Source organism: uncultured Metabacillus sp., from assembly GCF_947503125.1.
In the GTDB taxonomy this organism is placed as follows: Bacteria; Bacillota; Bacilli; order Bacillales; family Bacillaceae; genus Metabacillus.
On record NZ_CANNCR010000214.1, the window covers coordinates 1 to 300 of the forward strand.

1 rRNA gene is annotated in these 300 nt (G+C 46.3%); it reads right to left on the minus strand.

The features are described from left to right. Positions 1 to 84 (minus strand): 5S ribosomal RNA (rrf, locus tag Q1B07_RS26920); the annotation flags it as partial. Positions 85 to 300: the final 216 nt, after the last annotated feature.

Consider the following 300-nt stretch of genomic DNA (forward strand, 5'->3'; position numbering starts at 1 on the left):
CCCCCAACTACCATCGGCGCTGAAGAGCTTAACTTCCGTGTTCGGCATGGGAACGGGTGTGACCTCTTCGCCATCATTACCAGATAAATGGTTTACGGCTTCCGATGAACTTCACATTTCTGCGTCATCTCAATCGTCAACATCCTCACTCTACATTAAGGTTCTTAGGCTAAATACTCGCACGTCCTGTGCGAAACGCCTAAGTCATCACTTCCTGTGAAAGTCCGGTGTCTCCTCAATCGATTCCTTGAACTGTTCGTTCCTCGAAACCCTCTAACTTTGTATAAAGTTATTAGGAAT